Consider the following 19,185-nt stretch of genomic DNA (forward strand, 5'->3'; position numbering starts at 1 on the left):
CAGCGAGCTGGCCTACTGGCAAGGGCAACTGGCCGGTGCGCCGCTGGACCTGCCCGAGGCCGAGCTGGGCGCCAGCCTGCAGAACCGTCACCGCCAGAGCGTGCAGGCACGCCTGGATGCCGAGCTGACCCGACGCTTGCTGCAACAGGCCCCGGCGGCCTACCGCACCCAGGTCAACGACCTGCTGCTGACCGCCTTGGCCCGGGTGGTGTGCCGCTGGAGCGGCGCCGATTCGGCGCTGGTGGAGCTGGAAGGCCATGGCCGCGAAGACCTGTTCGACGACATCGACCTGAGCCGTACGGTGGGCTGGTTCACCAGCGCCTACCCGGTGCGCCTGACCCCGGCCGCCGAGCTGGGCGCCTCGATCAAGCAGGTCAAGGAACAGCTGCGCGGCGTGCCGCACAAGGGCATCGGTTTCGGCGCTTTGCGCTACCTGGGCGACGAGGCTGCGCGCGCGAGCCTGGCCGGGCTGCCGGTGCCGCGCATCACCTTCAACTACCTGGGCCAGCTGGATGGCCAGTTCGATGAGCGGGCGCTGTTCGTGCCCGCTGCCGAAAGCGCAGGTGAGGAGCAGAGCCCGCTGGCGCCGCTGGGCAACTGGCTGGTGCTCAATGGCCAGGTGTATGGCGGTGAGCTGAGCCTGGCGTTCAGCTTCAGCGGGCAGATGTTCGCCCGCGCGACGATCGAGCGGCTGGCGCGGGCCTACGAGGCGGAGCTGGCGGCGCTGGTCGAGCACTGCCAGGCGCCGCAAGGGCTGACGCCGTCGGACTTCCCGCTGGCGGGCCTGAGCCAGGCGCAACTCGACGCACTGCCGGTGGCGGTGGCCGAGGTCGAAGACATCTACCCACTGTCGCCGATGCAGCAGGGCATGCTGTTCCACAGCCTGTCCGACGAAGGCGACGACCTGTACGTCAACCAGCTCAGCCTGCCGGTCGAGGGGCTCGAGCAAGAGCGCTTCCGCGCCGCCTGGCAGCATGTGATCGGCCGTCACGAGATCCTGCGTACCTCCTTCCACTGGGAAGGCGGCCAGAGCGCGCCGTTGCAGGTGGTGCACCGTCACGTCGACGTGGCTATGACCGTGCTCGAATGGCGGGCACGATCCTTTACCGCCGCCGACCTCGAGGCGGTCGCCCGCGCGCAGCGTGGCTTCGACCTCGGCCAGGTGCCGCTGCAACGCCTGTTGCTGGTGCGCACGGGCGACGCCGAGCACCAGCTGGTGTGGACCAGCCACCATATCCTCATGGACGGCTGGAGCAGTTCGCAGTTGTTCGGCGAGGTGCTGCAGCACTACGCCAGCGGTGAAGTGACCGGCGACAGCGGCCGCTACCGTGACTTCATCGCCTGGTTGCAGGAGCAGGATCAGGGGCGCCTGCAGGACTACTGGCAGGGCCGTCTGCGCCTGCTCGATGCGCCGACCCAACTGAGCCAGTCGATTCACCCGCGGCACACTGCCGACCTGCCGGGGCACGAGGCGCTGTACACCCGTTGGGACGCCCAACGCACCGCCGCCTTGCAGCAGCACTGCCGGGCCCAGGGCATTACCGCCAACACCCTGATCCAGGGTGCCTGGCTGTTGCTGTTGCAGCGTTACACCGGACAGCGCAGCGTGGCCTTCGGCGCTACAGTGGCCGGTCGTCCCGAGAGCCTGGCCAACGCGCAGCACATGCTTGGCCTGTTCATCAACACCTTGCCGGTGATCCAGACCCTCGAGCCGACACAGCGCCTGGATCGGTGGCTGCAGCAACTGCAGGCCGACAACCTGGACCTGCGCGAGCACGCCCATGCGCCGCTGGCCGACATCCAGCGTTGGTCGGGGCAGGGTGGCCAGGCCCTGTTCGACAGCATCATCGTGTTCGAGAACTACCCCATCGACCAGCGCCTGGAACAGGCCCAGGGCGGCCTGCGCTTCGGTGCCTCGAGCAGCCACGACGTCACCAACTTCCCCATGGACCTGGCGGTAACCCTCGGCGAAACCCTGGCCATCGAGTACCTGTTCCTGCGCAGCCACTTCACGCCCGAGGCCGTGCAGGGCATTCGCGCACTGATGGAGACCTTGCTGCAGTCGATGATCGACAGCCCTGTCGAATACATCGGCAACCTGCAACGGCTCAGCCCGGCGCAGTATCAGGCGCTCGACGCCTGGGGCGCGGTGCCGGCGCAGGCCGGCGAGCGGGTGATGCTGGCGCAGCTGATCGCTCGCCAGGCGGCCGCGCGGCCCGAGGCCATCGCCGCCGAGTGTGCCGGCCAGAGCCTCAGCTACGCGGCGCTGGAGGCCCGTTCCGACGTGCTGGCGCGGCAACTGCTCGCCCGTGGTGCCGGCCCGGAGGTACTGGTGGGCGTAGCCCTGGAACGCTCGGTGGATATGCTGGTGGCCCTGTTGGCGGTGTTCAAGAGCGGTGGGGCTTATGTGCCGCTGGACCTGGACTACCCGGCCGAGCGCCTGGCCTTCATGATCCAGGACTCCGGCATGCGCCAACTGATCGGTCGTGCCGACCTGGGGCAGCGCCTGGCCCTGCCCGAGGGCCTGGAACCGCTCGACCCGGCGACCCTGGCGTGCGAAGCCGGTACGCCGGCCAGCGTGTTCCCGGTGCCGGGCGAGCACAGCCTGGCCTACTTGATCTACACCTCTGGCTCGACCGGTGTGCCCAAGGGCGTGGCGGTCAGCCATGGACCTTTGAGCATGCATTGCCAGGCTATCGCCGAGCTCTACGAGATGGAGGTCGGCACCCGAGAGCTGCACTTCATGTCGTTCGCTTTCGACGGCGCCCACGAGCGCTGGCTAACCACGCTGGCGGTGGGCGGTACGCTGATCCTGCGCGACAACGAACTGTGGACGCCCCAGCAGACCTGCGAGGCGCTGAGTCGGGGCCGGGTCGACATCGCCTGCTTCCCGCCCGCCTACCTGAAGCAGGTGGCCGAATATGTGCAGCGCAGCGGTGTCGAGCCGCCCCCGGTGCGTATCTATTGCCTGGGCGGCGACGCGGTGCCGGAGCAGACCTTGGCCGAGGTGCGCGAGGTGCTGCGGCCACGCTACATCACCAATGGCTATGGTCCGACTGAAACGGTAGTCACGCCGATGCTCTGGAAGGCCTCGGCCGAAGAGCCCTGCGGCGCGGCCTACGCACCCATCGGCCGGGTCGTGGGGCAGCGCTCGCTACGGGTGCTGGACGATGACCTCAACCCATTGCCGGTCGGTTTCGCCGGGCAGCTGTTCATCGGTGGCCATGGCGTGGCTCGCGGCTATCACCAGCGACCATCGATCACTGCCGAGCGGTTCGTGCCGGACCCATTCGGTGAGCCTGGTGCGCGTTTCTACCGTTCCGGGGACCTGGTGCGCCTGCGTCAAAGCGGGATACTGGACTACGTCGGGCGTCTGGATCACCAGGTGAAGGTGCGGGGCTTCCGCATCGAGCTGGGCGAGATCGAAGCCAGCCTGCGCCAGCAACCGGGTGTCGGCGATGCCGTGGTGATCGCTCGCGACGGCGTCTCCGGCAAGCAGTTGATCGGCTACGTTGCGGCCACCGCCGAGGTTCGCGGCGATCAGCTCAAGGCCGCCCTGGCCGAGATGCTGCCGGCCTACATGGTGCCGTTGCAGGTGATCTGCCTGGAGCGCCTGCCGGTCTCGCCCAATGGCAAGCTCGACCGCAAGGCCCTGCCGGAGCCCACCTTCGACCTGGCCAGCCATGTGCCCCCGCGCTGCGAGGAGGAACAATGGATGGCGCAGATCTGGGCCGAGGTGCTGCAGGTCGAGCAGGTGGGGATCGCCGATAACTTCTTCGAGCTGGGTGGCGATTCGATCCTCAGCCTGCAGGTTATTTCGCGGGTGCGCAACCATGCGCAACTGAAACTGGAGCTCAAGCTGCGCGACCTGATGCGTTGCCAGACCATCGCCAACCTGTTCGACCAGCAGGGCGTGTCGCGGGTCAGCGGCGAGCAGCAGGCCGTGGTGGTGGAGGGCGCCTTCCCGCTGATCCCGATCCAGGAGTGGTTCTTCACCGCGCAGACCCATGCGCCGGAACACTTCAACCAGGCGTTGATCCTGCGTGCCAACCAGCCACTGGATGCGCGGGCGCTGGAGCGCACACTGACCTGCATGCTCGGCCAGCACGATGCCTTGCGCCTGCGTTTCACCCACGAGCAGGGGCGCTGGATCCAGCGTTACCAGCCGTTGCAGGAGTGCCTGCAGCGCCTGGGCGACGACCCGCTGCTGTGGGTGCGCGAGGTGGCCGACGAAGAGGCGCTGGAGGACCTGGCCAATGAGCTGCAACGCAGCCTGGACCTGGCCCAGGGGCCACTGATGCGCGGCTTGCTGGCGACCGTGGGCAATGGCCAGGTACGCCTGCTGCTGGTGATCCACCACCTGGTGATCGACGGTGTGTCCTGGCGTGTGCTGCTGCAGGACTTGCAGGAGGCCTACCAGGCTTTCCTCGCCGAACGGGAGCCGCAGCTGCCGCTGCGCACCAGCAGCTTCGGTGAATGGGCCGCTGGCCTGGCCGGCCATGCGGTGACCCTGCGCGAGCGTGAGCTCGAGTACTGGGTGGCGCAGCTCGACCGGCAGGACGGGCCGCTGCGCTGTGACAACCCACGTGGCGGCAATCTCATGTGCCACCGCGAAGAGGCCGCGTTCAGCCTGGATGCGCAACGGACCGCACAGTTGCTCAAGGAGGCGCCCGCGGCCTACCAGACGCAGATCAACGACCTGCTGCTGACTGCGCTGAGCCGGGCCCTGTGCCAATGGGACGACAGTGCGTCGGCGCTGGTGCTGCTGGAAGGCCATGGCCGCGAGGATCTGTTCGAGCAACTGGACCTGAGCCGTACCCTGGGCTGGTTCACCAGCATGTATCCGGTACGCCTGAGCCCGGTGTCCGAGCCCGGGGCGTCGATCGTGGCGATTCGCGAGCAGTTGGCCCAGGTGCCGGACAAGGGCATCGGCTACGGCGTGCTGCGCCACATGGACGAACCGTGGGTGCGCGCGCGCCTGGCCGACCTGCCGCAGGCGCAGGTCACCTTCAACTACCTGGGGCAGCTCGACCAGAGCTTCGATGCCGAGCAGGCGCTGTTCCTGCCCGCGCCGGAGAGCGTTGGCGACAGCTTCTCGCAGCAGGCGAGCCTGGCCAACTGGCTCGAAGTGGTAGGCCAGGTGTTCGACGGCAAGCTGTCGTTCCGCTGCATCTACAGCAACCGACGCTTCCGCCAGGGCACCATCACGGCCTTCATGGAACAGTTCCAGGCCGAGTTGGTGCTGTTGATCGAGCACTGCCTGCAGGTCCAGGCCAACTGAATTTTCCTTCTTCTGACAGGCCGGATGCGGGTGCGTCCGGCCCAGGAACCGAGCCATGCCACTGAATCCTGAAATTGCCGAATTCCTCGACCTGGTCGACGCCAGCCCAGGCGATGGCCAGTCCATGGCCTTTCACCGCTCGACCCCCGCTCAGGCGCGCGACGCCTTCGAGCAGGCCTCCGTGCGCATGCGTTGGGAAGCGCCACAGGTGCACAGCGAGGACCTGCATTGCCAGGCTCGCGATGGCGCCACCCTGACGCTGCGTCTTTACCGGCCCTGCGCGCCTGCCGAGCAACCACTGCCGGTGCTGCTGTACCTGCACGGCGGTGGATTCGTGGTGGGCAGCATCGCCTCGCACGATGGTGTCTGTCGCGAGTTCTGCGCGCGCACCCCCTGCGCGGTGCTGACCGTCGATTACCGGCGCGCCCCGGAGCAACGCTTTCCGGTGGCGCTGGACGACTGCGCCGATGCCTTGGCGTGGCTGGCACACAACGCGCGCGAGTGGGGGCTGGATGCCAGCCGGGTGGCCGTGGGCGGCGACAGTGTCGGCGCGACCCTGGCCAGCGTGCTGGCGATCGACGCCGCCCACCTGGGTGGGCCTGTCCAGCCGCGGCTGCAATTGCTTTGCTATCCAGTGGCCGATGCCTCGAAGAGCTGGGAGTCGCGTACGCTGTTCGCCGAGGGCTACCTGCTGGAAAGCGCCACCCTGGAGTGGTTCTACGATCACTATGCGCGCCAGGCCGAGGACCGCTCGAACTGGCGTTTCTCGCCGCTGCTGGCCACCGGCTTGCAGGGCGTGGCGCCGGCATACATCGGCCTGGCAGGCTTCGATCCACTGCTAGATGAAGGGCAGGTCTATGCGCGTCACCTGCGCGAGCAGGGGGTGACGGTCAGCAGCGAAGTGTTCGAGGGGTTGGTGCACGACTTCCTGCGCATGCGCCTGGTCACGGCCGAGATCGACACGGTGTATGCGAGGTTGGCACAGGTGCTGCGTGATGCCTTGAACTGATGTTTTGCACTGGATATCGAGGGCCGCTATGCGGCCCTTTTGCGTTGCCCCGCGGGCAAGCCCGCTCGTGCAGATGAGCACAGGGCTTGAGAGTGACGGGGGGCTGTGGGGGCGGGCTTGCCCGCGAATAGGGGGGCGTTGCTGCGTGGGGTGTGGCGCCAGGCCCACGACCCAGGGCCTGGCGCCCTGGGTCGTGGTTGCGGTCAGAACTTGTACTGCACGCTGGTCATGAAGTTGCGGGGCGCGCCGTACACGCCCCAGCTGTCGACGTAGGAGAAGTACTTGCGGTCGAAGACGTTGTTGAGGTTGAGCGATGCGCTCAGGTTCTGGGTGATGTCGTAGCGCGCCATGAGGTTGGTCACGGCATAGCTGCCCTGGGTGAAGGTGTGCAGGTCCTGGCCGGTCTTGCTCTGCCAGTTCACGCCACCGCCGATGGTCAGCTTGTTGTCCAGAATGCCGGGCAGGCGATAGGTGGTGAAGGTCTTGGCGCTGTGACGGGGGTTGTTGGTGACGATGCGGTTGTCGTCGGAGTCGGTGCTGACGCTGTAGGCGTAGCCGGCGAACGCCTGCCAGCCCTCGGCCAGCTCGCCGTTGAGCTCCAGCTCCACGCCCTCGGTGGTGGTGCCCTGCTCGGCGCGGTAGATGTCCGGCGCACGCACATAGACGGGCAGGTTGTCCTGTTCGATGCGGAACAGCGCCAGGCTGGCGTTGAGTTTTTCGTCGTTGAAGCTGCCTTTCACGCCCAGCTCGTAACCGGTGCCTTCCTGTGGGTCGAGGGCCTTGAACTTCTCATCGTGCACGCCATAGGGCTGCGGGTTGAAGATCTTGGTGTAGCTGCCGTAGACCGACCAGGTGTCGTTGAGGTCGTAGACCACGCCGGCATAGGGCAGGAATACGCCGTGGCGGTTTTCGTCGCTCTTGTTGTCGAGCGTCGGATCGTTCCAGTTCTGGTAGTCGCTGGTGCGTCGCCAGTCGGTGACGCGACCGCCGAGAATCACGGCCAGGTCGTCGGTCACGTGGAAGCGACCGGTCATGTAGGCGGCGTACTGGTTTTCCTGGATGTAGGTCTTGCCGACGGTGGTGGTGTCCGGGCGCGGGCCCTGGCCTTTCCAGTCCCAGATATTGTCGATGGTGCCGTCATAGCCGGTCCAGGGACCGAACCAGCCACCGTGATCCGGGGTGTTTTCGGTGTAGCGGGACAGGGTGACGCCGGTGATCAGCTCATGCTCGTGACCGAACAGGGTGAACGGGCCGGTCAGGTAGGCGTCGAGGTTGTTCTGGCGAGGCTTGCCCGACCAGCGGTTGGGGTACATGTAGGCGCCGGAGCCGTCCACCGAACTGATCTCGCCGTTCATGTAGTTGATCAGCTCGTCGAAGTCCATGACGCTGTGGCTGAGCTCGACCTTGCCGCTCCAGCCGTTGTCGAACTGATGCTCGAGGGAGGTGAAGACATTGGTCTGTTTGCGGTCGTTGTACGACCAGGTCGGCGAACTGTTCTTCGAGCGGCTGAAGTCGGTCTTGCTGCCGTCGGCGTAGCGGACCTGGAAGCCGGTGCGCAGCGGGTCGTTGACCTGGGTCTTGAGGTAACTGAAACCGACGGTCAGCATGGTTGCTTCGCTGAGGTCGAACTCGGAGATGCCGTAGATCAGCTGCGTATCCTGCTCGAGGCGGTCGACGAAAGAGTTCTGGGTCTTGTAGTCGACCACCAGACGCCCGCGGACGTTGCCGCTGTCGGTCAGTGGGCCGGAGACGTCGAATCCGGTGCCGTAACGGTCCCAGCTGCCAGCTTCGGCGGTCACGCTGCCCTGGAAGGTCGCGGTCGGGCGCTTGCGGATCATGTTGATGGTCGCCGACGGGGTGCCGGTGCCGCTGATCAGGCCGGTGGCGCCACGCACGATCTCGACACGGTCGTACATCGCCGTGCTCTGGGTGGTGTTGTCCAGGCGAGGGGAGGTGGGAACACCGTCGATCTCGAAGTTGTTGATCTGGAAGCCGCGCGACCAGTAGGTGTCGTTCTCGGCGCCGATGCCGGTGCGGAGCACGGTGATGCCTGGGGTGGCCTCGAGCACCTCGGTCAGGTTGGTCAGCTTCTGGTCGTCCAGGCGCTGGCGGGTGACCACGGTGACCGATTGCGGGGTTTCCTTCTGGCTCAGGTTCAGGCGCGTCGAACTACTGGACATGTAGGTGGTGTACAGGCCGGAGCCTTCGGTGATCGAGCCCGGCGCCATGCCCGAAATCGAGGTCGGGCTCAGCTCCAGTGCGGCCTCGCCGGCACTGGGTGGCGGCATCAGCAGGATGGTGTGGCCGTCCACGCGGTAGGACAGGCCGCTGCCCTGGAGCATGCGCTGCAGCACCTCGTCGGTCGACAGCGAGCCGGATACCGGGCTGGACTTCAAACCTTGCACCAACTCTGGGCTGTAGAGGATCTGCATCTGAGTCTGCTGGCCCAGTTGCTGCAAGGCGGTGGACAGCGGCTGGGCGGCGATGTTGACGGAGACCTGCTCGGCGTGCGCTGCGCTGCTCCCCAGCAGCATCAGGGCGAGCAGGGCGCCCGGCAGTACCGTACGGTTCGACTGCGATGGACGTACGGCGCGTGCCAGAGGGGTCGGGGACAGATTTGGGCGGTGCATGGGTGAAAGGGACTCCTGAAGGAAGTGGGCAGTTTTTCTTTTGGAATAATCAGTAACTGATAATTAGACGCATCACGGATTGAAAACCGGAAAAACAGAATCAACAATCTGTCCTTTGCGATTTATCTGATGAAAACCCCGAGCGGTAATGCTATGGCGTCGACTGTTCCAGCTTCCTTGCGGGCGGATCGCGGCGCCGTGCCCCGGACAGGCCGGGCCGTGCGCCGCGCTCGTGGAGTGGTCAGGCCGGGACGTGCTGGGTGACCACGCGACCGGCTTCCATGCGTACCAACTGGTCGGCGATATCGAAGTAGCGATCATCGTGGGAGATCACGATGATGGTCTTGCCCAGGCGCTTGAGGTCGGGCAGCAGCTCGGTGTAGAAGATCCGGCGGAAGGTCGGGTCCTGGTCGGCTGCCCACTCGTCGAACACCAGCACCGGGCGATGCTCCAGCCAGGCATTGATCAGCGCCAGGCGCTTGCGTTGCCCGGTGGACAGGTCGGTGGTGGTGAACTTGCCGTCCTGGATGCTCACCTTGTGTGAGATTTCCAGGCGTTCCAGGTACTGGTTGGCATCTTCGGGAATGCTCTGTTCACCCTGGATCACATCGTCGAACAGGTAGTAGTCGGCGAAGATCGTGGTGAACAGCTGGCGATACTGGTCCCTGTCGCTGGCATCGATGATCTTGTCATCCAGTGCGATATGCCCCTGTTGTGGTGCGTAGAGTCCCAGCAACAGCTTGATCAGCGTGGTCTTGCCACAGCCGTTCTCGCCGACGATGAAGACGATTTCGCCCTGTTCGATCCGCAGGTTGACCGGCCCCAGTTGGAAGGGCGCGGCATCGCCCACCGCTGGGAAGGCGTAGCTCACCTCGACCAGTTCCAGGCTGCGCACCGTGGCCTTGGCAGCCGGTGCGTCGGTCAGCAGCAGGTGCGGCTCGGGGGAGGAGAACTGCCGGGAAAGATCGGCGATGCGCTGGAAGGCGATGCCGGCACGGCCGACGATGGGCAGCGTGCCGATCAGGTGTTCCAGCGGGCCTTTCATGTACAGCAGCACCAGGACGAAGCCACTGATGACCGCTTTGTCCTGTCCAGGGCCGGCACCGTGCATCAGCAGTGCGACGCCGATGACCACGAAGAACAGCATGGAGCCGAAGGTCTTGGCGATCACGAAGGTGTTGATCGCGCGGATCTGGGTCTTGCAGATGAAATCCGCGGTGGCCTGGATGCCATGCACGAACATGCGGTGGCGACGTGGGCGGTGGATGCGCAGTTCCTTCGCGCCACCGGCGACGGCGTTGTACTGGCGTTGCAGGTCGTCCTCGGCGTCGCGGGCGGCCATGAAGCCACGCACGCCTACCGATTGCGCCAGGTACTGGGCGCTCGTGCCCACGGCGATGGCCGCCAGCATCAGCAGGAACATCGGCCATGACAGCATGGCCAGGTAGCCCAGGCAGCCCAAGGTCACCGTCAGCGAGATCGCCAGGGGCGCGAAGGCGAAGGCGAAGTCGCTGATGGTGTCGACATCATGGGTCAGTACCGGAATCAGACGGTGGCTGCGAAAGCGCTCGATCTGCTCGATCGGCGCGGCGAGCACCTTCTCCCCCAGTGTTTTACGCAGGCGGGCGATGATGTGCTGGCCGACATAGTTGGTACCGATATCCGACAGGATCGTGCTCACCAGTGCCAGCAGGCACAACCCGGCAAAGCCCAGGATCAGGCTGTGCCCCAGGTCGCCCTCGGCGTGCAGCGCGCCGTTGATGGTGGCCAACAGCGTGGTCACGCTCAGGCCCCCGATCATGCCGAGGAAGATGGACAGGGTGACGATCGGCCAGAATGGCCTGAGCAGGGCCAGCAATTCACGCAGGGCCCCGCGGTTGGAAGTGCTCATCGGCTGGTTCCCGTCCTCAGGCGCAGGTCTGGCGCAGGCTGGCCGGCGCGTTGCTGGCCTGCTTGCCCAGGTGCTGGTAGAGCGACTGGCCGATCTCCGCCGCGCGTGCCGGCAATACCGACAGCAGCGTGTCGCTCAGGCCGTGGGAGGCTTCGCAGAACCCTTGCAGGTAGACGTTGGCGCCGAACTCAGGGTTGGCCAGCGCGCGGTAGTCGCGGTCCACCTCGAAGTCCTTCAGGTGCTGCTGCAGTGGCGCCAGCAATTCGCGGTGCGAGCGGCGTTCGTAGCCGGTGGCGAGGATCACCGCGTCGTAGCGGTGGGTCTGGCGCACATCGGTGGCCAGGTCGCGCAAGGTCAGCTCGATGCCTGCGGCAGTTTCCACCACATCTTCGATGGTGCGGCGGCACAGTACGGCGTGGCGGTGCTGATGGGCGACCTTCTGGCGGTAAAGGATGCCGTAGATGCGCTCGAGCAGGTCGACGTCGACTACCGAGTAGTTGGTGTTGTGGTATTCGCTGACTAGCTTCTCGCGCTCGGCGTGGGGCTGGTTGAACACCAGGTCGGTGTACTCGGGGGCGAAGATCTCGTTGACGAACGGGCTGTCGTCGGCCGGTTTGAGGGCCGAGGCGCGCAGGATCATGTCGACCTTTACCGATGGATAGCTGTCATTGAGATCGATGAAGGCCTCGGCGGCGCTCTGCCCGGAGCCGACCACGGCGATGCGCATCGGCTTGCCTTCGTTGCAAGGCAGCTGCTGCAGTGCGCTCAGGTACTGGGAGTGGTGGAATACCCGCGGGTCGTTCTTGAAGGCGCGGAAGGCGTCGGGGATCTTCGGCGTGCCGCCGCTGCCGACCACCACCGAGCGGGCACGGCGCTGGGTTTCACGGCCCTGCGGGTCGCGGGAGACGATGCGCAGGTGGTCGACCTTGCCCTCGCGTAGCTCAGGTTCGATGCGCAGCACTTCCTCGCCGTACACCGCCTGGGTGGCGAAGTGCTCGGCGGCCCAGCGCAGGTAGTCGTTGTACTCCAGGCGGCAGGGGTAGAATGTGCCCAGGTTGATGAAGTCGGCCAGGCGCTGCTTCTGGTGCAGGTAGTTCACGAAGCTGTAGGGGCTGGTAGGGTTGCGCAGCGAAACCAGGTCCTTGAGGAAGGAGATCTGTAGCTCACTCTGGGTGGCCAGGGTGTTGCCGTGCCAGCGGTAGTCGGTCTGCTTGTCGATGAACAGGGCGTCGAGGGCGTGGCCGTTGGTCTCGGCGAGCTCTTCCAGGGCGATGGCCAGGGCCAGGTTGGAAGGGCCGAAGCCGACGCCGATGAGGTCGTGGATTTTTTCGGGGGAAGAGGTCTGGCTCATGGTTGCGGTTCCTTGGATGGTCGAGTGGGGCGCCGCTGAAGGGCGCCCCGTGTCCTGCGCAAGTACACCGATAGGAACGAGCCTGCTGGCGGAGAATTTACCGCCGCCGGGCGCTTTACAGCTCGCGGACCACGCGGAATCCGATCCAGTCGCCACGGTCGTCGCGCACTGTGGTGTTGCGGTTGCCCGAGCGCGAGAAGATCGGCGCCTCGCCCCAGTCGTTGCCGCGGATCGAGATCTGCCGGCAGTCGGCTTCCTTCCTGGCGCTGCCGTCGGCCGGCGCGCCGACATAGCTGTCGTGGTAACAGTCGGCGACCCACTCGTAGACGTTGCCGTGCATGTCGTACACGCCGAAGGCATTGGCCGGGAAACTGCCCACCGGTGAGCTGTAGCTGAAGCCGTCCTTGGGGCCGTAGACGTTGGCGTTCTTGCTGATCTCGAGATTGGCGTCCGGCTCGAACGGGAACATGCCGGTGCTGCCGCCGCGTGCGGCGTATTCGCGCTGGGCTTCGCTGACCATGGCGTAGTGCTTGCCGGTCTTCTTCGACAGCCAGGCCACATAGTGCTCGATGTCTTCGTAGCTCATGCACACCGCCGGCTGGCGAGGGCCTTGCTGGTAGCTGGGCTTGCTGTTGGTGCAGCGCCGTCCGGGACGATCGTCGCCGTCGGCGATGACGATGCCGGTGGCCTTCTGGTAGTCGGCCCATTCACCGGCGGTGATCTGGAAACGGCTGATGGCGAACGGTTTGGCGAAGGTCACCGGATGCTGCGGACCTTCGTCGTCCTGGCGGCCCATCTCGTCGGGCGGAGTGCCCATGGTGAAGGTGCCGGCGGGCAGCACGACCATTTCCGGGCAGGTCTTGTCGCAGTCGCGGAACACCGTGCCGGGCTTGTCCGACGGCTGCGCGGCCAGGGCCGGTAGGCTGCAGGCGGCCAGCACGGCGGCCAGGGTGAGGCGGTGCAGAGGTGCGCTCATGGAAGATGCCTTGTTCAAAGTTGCTGGGTAATGAGGGACATGGCCCGGTCTATCTGCTGCTCGTCGTTGAGCAGGCTTGGCGCCAGGCGGATCACCGGGCCGACGTCGCGATATACGGCGTCGCACATCACCTTGTTGGTGGTGAGGTGCGCGGCGACGGCGTCGGCGTCACGATCCTTGATGCGGAAGAAGGTGAAACCGGCGGAGAACTGTTCGCTGCGCGGGGTCACCAGCTGGATCTGGCGGTGCTCGAGCAGGCGCTGTTTGAGCAGGCTGTTGAGCTGGTGGATGCGCTGCTGCACCTCGGCCTTGCCCAACTGCAGGTGCAGCTTGAACGCTTCGCCGGCGGCCCAGCGGTGCTCGAAGGCGTGGTAGCCGCCCGGGGTCATGATGGTGGCGAAGTCCTCATCGCGGGAGAAGGTGGCGACGCTGGGCACCAGGTGCTGCATGCCGGTGGAGGCGGCGCAGATGATCCCGGTGCCGCGCGGGCCGAACATCCACTTGTGGGTACCGGCGATGAAGTAGTCGCAGTTGAAGTCGGCGAAGCGGGCGTTCTCCACGCCGAAGCCATGCACGCCGTCGACCACATACAGGATGCGCTCGGCTTCGCTGCGCTCGCGGTTGTGTCGGCGCACCAGTTCACCGATCTCGCCCACCGGCAGCTTGACGCCGCTGCCAGAGTGCACCCAGGTCATGCCCAGCACCCGGGTGTTGGGCTTGATGGCCTTGTCGAGGATGCTCAGCACCTGGTCGGTGGAGACCGTCCATGGGTCGTCGAACAGGCGGATCTGGCGCACCGCGGTGCCCTGGCGCTGGTTGCGGAACTCCAGCGCCTTCTGTGCGGAATAGTGTTCGTGCTCGGTAATCAGGATCTCCTGCCCGGCGCCGACTTTGAGGCCGCCATAGATCATCGCCAGGCCTTCGGTGGTGCTGCCGGTCAGGGCGATCTGGCGCGGGCCGACCTCCAGGTAGCGTGCGGCCCACTCGCGTACTTCATCCTCGCGCTGCCATTCGTACTGGCTTTCCCAGTCCATCAGCGCGGCGGGGTTGCGGTCGAGGTCGGCGCGGTGGCGGTCGATGGCGGCCTGCACCGGGCGTGGGTGGGCGGTGACCAGGAAGTTGGCGAAGTGCGCCACGTTGGGGGCGAGGGGGAACAGCTCACGCAGGTTGCGCCATTTGTCGGCGCCGCTCAGCGGCTTGTCGGGGCTATCGGCCAGGGCCTGGGGCAGCAGCGGCAGGCTGGCGGCCAGCAGGCCAGCCTGCTTGAGAAAGGTGCGACGGTTGCTCATGGAAGACAGGCTCGACTCAACGGTTGGCGACGGGGTGGGCGGCTTTCTGCACTTGCTCCCAGACGCGCAGGAAGTTGCCTGCCCAGAGTTTCGCGATGTCCGTTTCGCTGTAGCCTCGGGTCAGCAGCTCGGCGGTGACGTTGCGGATTTCGCCGACGTTGTTCCAACCGTCCAGGCCGCCGCCGTCGTTGAAATCCGAGCTGATGCCGACATGGTCGATGCCGACTTTCTTCACCGTATAGTCGATGGCGTCGACGTACTGCGCGAGAGTAGCCTTGGGTTCTTCTTCCAGAGTGCTGTACAGCGCGCTTGCGTATTCGCCGAAACGCGCTTCGGGCCAGATGGCGATCACCGCATCGCCCGGCATCAGGGCGTTGGCCAGGCCCTGCAGTGGTTGCAGGTCGAAGCGCGCGCGCAGGGCGTCGAGTTTTTCCATCACCGGCTTGCTCAGGGGCTTGACGTACTGGCCGAAGCCGACCACCTGGATGACACCGCCGCTGTCCTTGATCAACTGCATCTCCTTGTCGGAGAGGTTGCGAGGGATGTCTACCAGCGCCCGGGGCGCGGAGTGCGAGGCGACCATTGGTGCGCGGGTAAGGCGTGCGACATCTTCAAGCGCCAGGGTGGACATCTGCGATACGTCGATGATCACGCCCAGATCGTTGAGGCGCTTGACCGCCTGCTCACCCAGCGGCGACAGGCCACCGAGGGCATCGGCGGTGTCGTTGAAGAACGGCAGTGGGCGCGAGGAATCGGCCCAGTCGTTGTTGCCTGTGTAGCTGAAGCCGAACATGCGCATGCCGCGCGCAGCCCACAAGTCCAGCTGCGACAGGTCGTGGCCCAGTGGGTAGGCGTTGAGCATGCTGATGAAGATGGCGAACTTGCCTTCGCCATTGAGCCGGCGGAAGTCATCGGGGGTGTAGGCGATGCCGGCCTGGTTGGGAAAGTCCCGGACCATCCCGCTGATGATCTTGTAGCGAGCTTCCTGTTCCTGCCGGGCGGCATCGACGAAGCCGGGGGTAGGGCGGTGCGGGGCGTTTGGGCCGTTCCAGATTTCCGGCCAGCCGAAGATGGTCAGCGCCGCACCGGACAGGCGACCACGGTTGGCCTTGACCAGGTCGAACTGGCCCGGGCCGTCCTTGTCGATTTCGTGGCCGGCGCTGCCCAGTTCGAGGGGCACGGTGACATGGCTGTCGAACGACAGCATGTGCTCGTGCAGGTCGTTGGCCTGTTGCACGATTTTCAGCGGGTAGCCGGCGTGCTGCTGTTGCCAGAAGAAATAGCCGGCGGCACCCCCCAGGGCGGCCACCAGGGCCAGGGGTAGGCCGATGTACAGGGCCTTGCGGGAACGGGTCTTGGTCATTGCCATCTCGTTGCACGATTGATCGGGGCGGCCTGCCGACATGAAGCGTGCTGCTTGGGCAGGGCTTGGGTATCAGGTGAACGAGCGACGGCCGGGCAAATTTATCGCCAGCTTCGGACCAGGCGGAGTCACGCCTGCGCTAAATTTCGCCGATGGCGCAACGTTTTAGCCTTGGACGGGCCGTGCTCCACGGCCGCAATGAATGCTCAGGTAGTTGCAATGACGATTTCTCGACGCGGGTTCATCGCCGGTGTGGCATTGGCAGGCGTGGCGGTGCCCGGCGCGATGTATGCGCAGCACGTGCAACGCCAGCGGTTTGACGAGCAGTTTCCGGAAACCCCCGGCGAGGCGGTGGTGGAACTGGCCGACGCGGCGCTGCAGCAATTGGGCGACACCTTGCGCGGTATCTGGCGTTTTACCCTGCAAGGGGAAGATGCCGGGCTGCCCGGCCTGCCTGAGGGTGAGTTGGAAATGTTTCTCGATGTTGCCCCAAGTGGCCGCGGCCTGCGTGGTTACCTGGACACGCCTGAGCGCCTGCGTGGCTCCGAGGAGCCACGTTACCGAGTGCTTGGTGACCTGCTGGTGGATACGAACAGGGCCTTGCGGTGGCGGCTGTTTCCTACCTGGCCGGGGGAAGACCAGGCGGGCTACCAGTGCACGGTGGTGCTCGACGAAGTCTGGGGTGGGTTCGGTAATGCCGGGCAGGCCACCCTGAATGGGCGCATCGCGGCGCTGGGGCGTTCGTTGACCCTACCCGTGCAGGACAACAAATTTCTTGCGCTCAAGCGCAGTTTCCCCGAGGCACGCGAGCGCACGCCTTTGTCCTCGGCCTTGCTGGCCTGGCTGATTGCGCCGGAGCACCGTCTGTTCCACCAGTTGTGGCATGCCTCGCGTGACAAGTGGCACAACCTCGACAAGGACAAGCAGGCGGCCCTACGCGGCTTGGGTTGGCAGCCTGGGCCGCGCGACCAGGAGCGTGACGCCCGTGGCCGGCACAAGGATCGCAATGGCTCGGGCGAGGACTTTTTCTTCATGCACCGACACATGCTGCGTGCCGCTCGGGCCATCCAGGACCTGCCGTCATGGGCGCGTTTCCCACTCCCGCAGCCAGAGCTCGAACGCGACCGCGTCGGCTTCGCCAGCTATTTCGACAACCATGACGGTACGGCCTTGCCACCCACCTGGCTGGCTTCGGACGATGCCGCCTATACCCAGTGGGTGCGCGATATCAAGACGCCGGATACCTTCCACGGTAACTTCCAGGTCTGGGAGTCGAGGTACACCGACCCGCATTACCTGAGCACCCTCACCCTAGGGCAGTTCGGTTCGCAGATGGAGTTGGGCCTTCACGATTGGTTGCACATGCGCTGGGCCTCGGTGCCGCGCGACCCGTCCAGCGGCTTGCCGGTGCCGTTCGCGCGCCAGCCGGAGGACTTTGCCGCACGCTGGTTCGAAGCGGAAAACGACTTTCTCGGCGACCCGTTCTCGTCCCATGTAAACCCGGTGTTCTGGCACTTCCATGGTTGGATCGATGACCGTATCGAAGATTGGTTCCGCGCCCATGAGCGCGCGCATCCCGGCCAGGTGCGGCGCACCGAGGTCAACGGTGTACCGTGGTTCGCGCCGGGGCGTTGGGTAGAGGTAGCCGACCCATGGCTGGGGCCGGATACCCATGGCTGTTCGACTGTGCCGGGGCTGCGGCCGGGCCGCAGTGTGGAGATGGACCCAGAGACCATGAAGCTGGCGCTGCGTATCATCTTCGCTGATGACGACCTGTTTGCCAGCTTGCGGCCGAAGGTGCCGCAGCGGCCCTGGTATGCCCGCAACCTGAAACTGGCGCGGCGCTGACACCGTGCGGGTTCAGCCTAATGCCAGTGTTAGGTAATCTTGGGCCGCTTTGCGGCCCATCGCCGGCAAGCCAGCTCCCACAGGAATCCCGTAATTACCTGTGGGAGATCACCCAGCCCCTTGACGCTATCTGACAGGCATCAGCGCTCGACCTGCCAGCCACCTCCCAATGCCTTGTACAACGCTACGCTGCCCTGCAGTCGAGCCAGGTGCAGTTGCGCCTGTTGGTCCTGGGCGACATACAGCGTGCGCTGGGTTTCCAGCACGGTCAGCAACGTCTCGGCGCCGGCGCTGTAGCGCTGCTGCGCAAGGTCGAAGGCGGTGCGGGCTTCCTGTACCTCCTGGTCCTGCCACTGCTGCTGGCGGTCTACGCCATGGATCGCATTGAGCGCTTTTTCCACGTCGGCGAAGCCTGCCAGGATTGCGGTGCGATAGTCGTGCAGCAGCTCTTCCTGTTCGGCACTGGCCAGTTCGCGTTCGGCGCGCAGGCGGCCGTTGTTGAAGATGGGTGCGACAATGCCGGCAGTCAGGGTATAGAAGGGGCTGTCGAGAATATCGCCGAAGGTCCGTGCACCGCTGCCCAGGTCCGCTCCCAGGGTCAGCTTGGGCAACATGGCGGCCCTCGCCACTTGTACGTTGGCGCTGGCGGCGGCCAGTCGGGCCTCGGCGGCGGCAATGTCGGGGCGCCGGCCGAGCAGGTCGCTGGGCACGCCGCTGCCGATCGCCGGCCAGCGCAGGGCGCCGATCGATTCGTTGGTGTCCGGCAATGCCTGCACCGGATCACCGAGCAAGGTGGCGAGGGTGACCCGGTTGTCCTGCCATTGCTGCTCCAGCAGGGGCACCTGGCGCTCTTGTGCCGCCACCAGGCTGCGTTGCTGCGCCAGCTCCAGTCGCGTGGCCGAGCCAGAACGCTGGCGTGCCTCGACCAGGCCCAGCACGTCCCGGGCGTTTTTGAGGTTGAGGCGAGCGATACGCAGCTGTTCCTCCAGGGCCAGGCCCTGTAGGTAGCTATCGGCGACGGCGCTGGTCAGGGTCAGCTCCACCGTCTGGCGATCGAAGCGGCTGGCGTCCAGGCCATGCAGGGCGCTGTCGCGGGCGGCGCGGATGCCGCCCCAGAAATCGACCTCGTAGCTGGCGCTCAAGCGTGTGCCGAATGAGGTACTGGTGCGCTCGCTGCTGCTGGCGTCGAGTTGGTCGTTGCCGTCGCCGCGCAACAGGCGCTGGCGGCTGCCGTCCAGGCCGAACGTCAGTTCCGGCAGCAGCGGAGCGCCGGCGATCACGGCTTGGGCTTGGGCCTGGCGCACCCGTGCCGCGGCGGCGGCCAGGTCGTGGCTGTTGTGCCGGGCGCGTTCGATCAGACGGTCCAGCTCGCGGCTGGCGAAGGCTTGCCACCAATGGGCATCCGGCAGGGGCTGGCTGGGAGCGTCGGCACGGGATTGCCAGGTTGGCGGCGCAGCAATACCGGCCTCGGGGGCGGGCGGTGTGCTGCAGGCGGCCAGGGCCAGGCTGAGGGTCAACAGGCTGATGCGGCTTGGCAATGTCATGGG

General features: G+C 65.9%; 10 protein-coding genes. 3 read left to right on the forward strand and 7 right to left on the reverse strand.

Annotated features, from left to right (window positions below):
- The coding region (locus tag INQ47_RS19080; protein ID WP_404702336.1) for an amino acid adenylation domain-containing protein at positions 1-5,281 on the forward strand (5,281 nt) is incomplete at its 5' end.
- A 55-nt stretch (positions 5,282-5,336) separates the two neighbouring features.
- The gene (locus tag INQ47_RS19085) at positions 5,337-6,290 is read left to right on the forward strand and encodes an alpha/beta hydrolase (RefSeq protein ID WP_404702337.1); all 954 of its coding nucleotides are present in this window, start codon (positions 5,337-5,339) and stop codon (positions 6,288-6,290) included.
- Between the two features lie 203 nt (positions 6,291-6,493).
- Here INQ47_RS19085 and INQ47_RS19090 read toward each other — a convergent pair whose 3' ends face one another.
- The 6 genes from INQ47_RS19090 to pvdM all read right to left on the reverse strand — a co-directional run bounded on the left by INQ47_RS19090 (position 6,494) and on the right by pvdM (position 15,790).
- The gene (locus INQ47_RS19090; protein ID WP_404702338.1) at positions 6,494-8,920 is read right to left on the reverse strand and encodes a TonB-dependent siderophore receptor; all 2,427 of its coding nucleotides are present in this window, start codon (positions 8,918-8,920) and stop codon (positions 6,494-6,496) included.
- Between the two features lie 241 nt (positions 8,921-9,161).
- Positions 9,162-10,811 carry a cyclic peptide export ABC transporter gene (locus tag INQ47_RS19095; protein ID WP_104961110.1) on the reverse strand — a complete coding sequence of 550 codons (1,650 nt, stop codon included), beginning with the start codon at positions 10,809-10,811 and terminating at the stop codon, positions 9,162-9,164.
- 16 nt (positions 10,812-10,827) lie between these two features.
- Complete coding sequence (locus INQ47_RS19100; RefSeq protein ID WP_051101449.1) at positions 10,828-12,162, reverse strand: lysine N(6)-hydroxylase/L-ornithine N(5)-oxygenase family protein; 1,335 nt, start codon at positions 12,160-12,162, stop codon at positions 10,828-10,830.
- Positions 12,163-12,277: 115 nt separating this feature from the next.
- A complete protein-coding gene (locus INQ47_RS19105) occupies positions 12,278-13,138 on the reverse strand; it encodes a formylglycine-generating enzyme family protein (protein WP_051101450.1) in 861 nt (286 codons plus the stop codon).
- Between the two features lie 14 nt (positions 13,139-13,152).
- Entirely contained in the window at positions 13,153-14,427 is a 1,275-nt protein-coding gene (locus INQ47_RS19110; RefSeq protein WP_129933962.1) for an aminotransferase class V-fold PLP-dependent enzyme, read from the reverse strand.
- A 16-nt stretch (positions 14,428-14,443) separates the two neighbouring features.
- On the reverse strand, positions 14,444-15,790 hold the full coding sequence (pvdM, locus tag INQ47_RS19115; protein WP_404702339.1) for a pyoverdine-tailoring dipeptidase-like protein PvdM: 1,347 nt from the start codon (positions 15,788-15,790) through the stop codon (positions 14,444-14,446).
- A 219-nt stretch (positions 15,791-16,009) separates the two neighbouring features.
- Here pvdM and INQ47_RS19120 point away from each other — a divergent pair, with 219 nt between their 5' ends.
- Positions 16,010-17,638 (forward strand): twin-arginine translocation signal domain-containing protein, encoded by a 1,629-nt coding sequence (locus tag INQ47_RS19120; RefSeq protein ID WP_064493130.1) that lies wholly within the window; start codon positions 16,010-16,012, stop codon positions 17,636-17,638.
- A gap of 140 nt (positions 17,639-17,778) precedes the next feature.
- Here INQ47_RS19120 and INQ47_RS19125 read toward each other — a convergent pair whose 3' ends face one another.
- Positions 17,779-19,182 carry an efflux transporter outer membrane subunit gene (locus tag INQ47_RS19125; RefSeq protein WP_404702340.1) on the reverse strand — a complete coding sequence of 468 codons (1,404 nt, stop codon included), beginning with the start codon at positions 19,180-19,182 and terminating at the stop codon, positions 17,779-17,781.
- Positions 19,183-19,185: the final 3 nt, after the last annotated feature.

It is taken from the genome of Pseudomonas sp. 3HC3, from assembly GCF_044904505.1.
In the GTDB taxonomy this organism is placed as follows: domain Bacteria; phylum Pseudomonadota; class Gammaproteobacteria; order Pseudomonadales; family Pseudomonadaceae; genus Aquipseudomonas; species Aquipseudomonas putida_Y.

What these genes read in the sequence shown, in the direction of transcription:
- INQ47_RS19085 (WP_404702337.1), top strand. Translation starts at nt 5,337, where the DNA reads ATGCCACTGAATCCTGAAATTGCCGAATTCCTCGACCTGGTCGACGCC.
- INQ47_RS19090 (WP_404702338.1), bottom strand. Translation starts at nt 8,920, where the DNA reads ATGCACCGCCCAAATCTGTCCCCGACCCCTCTGGCACGCGCCGTACGT.
- INQ47_RS19095 (WP_104961110.1), bottom strand. Translation starts at nt 10,811, where the DNA reads ATGAGCACTTCCAACCGCGGGGCCCTGCGTGAATTGCTGGCCCTGCTC.
- INQ47_RS19100 (WP_051101449.1), bottom strand. Translation starts at nt 12,162, where the DNA reads ATGAGCCAGACCTCTTCCCCCGAAAAAATCCACGACCTCATCGGCGTC.
- INQ47_RS19105 (WP_051101450.1), bottom strand. Translation starts at nt 13,138, where the DNA reads ATGAGCGCACCTCTGCACCGCCTCACCCTGGCCGCCGTGCTGGCCGCC.
- INQ47_RS19110 (WP_129933962.1), bottom strand. Translation starts at nt 14,427, where the DNA reads ATGAGCAACCGTCGCACCTTTCTCAAGCAGGCTGGCCTGCTGGCCGCC.
- pvdM (WP_404702339.1), bottom strand. Translation starts at nt 15,790, where the DNA reads ATGACCAAGACCCGTTCCCGCAAGGCCCTGTACATCGGCCTACCCCTG.
- INQ47_RS19120 (WP_064493130.1), top strand. Translation starts at nt 16,010, where the DNA reads ATGACGATTTCTCGACGCGGGTTCATCGCCGGTGTGGCATTGGCAGGC.
- INQ47_RS19125 (WP_404702340.1), bottom strand. Translation starts at nt 19,182, where the DNA reads ATGACATTGCCAAGCCGCATCAGCCTGTTGACCCTCAGCCTGGCCCTG.